Source organism: Micromonospora sp. ATLC20, assembly GCF_057196585.1.
The window spans coordinates 1-734 of record NZ_JBXUOV010000410.1; the positions used below are offsets into that span (position 1 = coordinate 1).

Sequence of the window (734 nt, forward strand, 5' to 3'; positions counted from 1 at the left end):
TGCCGGACGCGCCGGACGCCTCCGGGCTGATCGAGGCGGACGCCGACGACTGGCGCCCGTCGACCCCCGACGCCGGTGCGCCGCAGGCGCCCACGGGAGCGGACACGGGCGGCGCCGGACTGGTGGAGCCGGTCCCCGCCGTGCCGCCGAGGAGCACCGGTGTGACGCTCCCGAGCACCGACGTGACGGCACCGGTCGGCGGTGTGCTGCCGCCGATGGCCGGCCCGCCGGGCAGCCACGCGCCCGCCGGCACCACACCACGTACCGCACCAGGGGCGTCCGATCTGATCCGGCCGGACGAGACCGACTGCACCCCGGCCCGGCCGGAGGACTGCGCGCCCGAGGCGGGGGACGGCACCGTGGCCGGTGGCCCGGGCCTGGACGGCTCCGCGCCGGAGGTTCCGGCGGCACCCGGGTCCGGCACCGGCGGTACGCCGGGTGTGCCCGTACCGGAAGTGGTCGTGCCGCCGACGGCGGTGGAGGTGCCGACAGTGGTCGACCTGTCCCCGGCGGTGAACCCACCCGCCCAGACGGCCGCGCCGAACCCGTCCGGGCAGCCGAACCCGCCTGCGCAGTCGAACCAACAGGCGTCGCCGGGCGGCGGCGGTCCGGAGGGGACGCAGCGGAGGACAGCCGTCGTGGCCGACGGTGAGGTGGCGGTCGCGGTCCCCGGCGCGCTCGGCCTGGCCGGTGCCGCCGCCGTCGCCGGAGTCGGCGGTCCGCAGGCGTCCGGC

1 pseudogene is annotated in these 734 nt (G+C 79.3%); it reads left to right on the forward strand.

Annotated features, from left to right (window positions below):
• A pseudogene (locus tag AC2CHG_RS31675) lies at positions 1 to 734 on the forward strand (hypothetical protein); the annotation flags it as partial.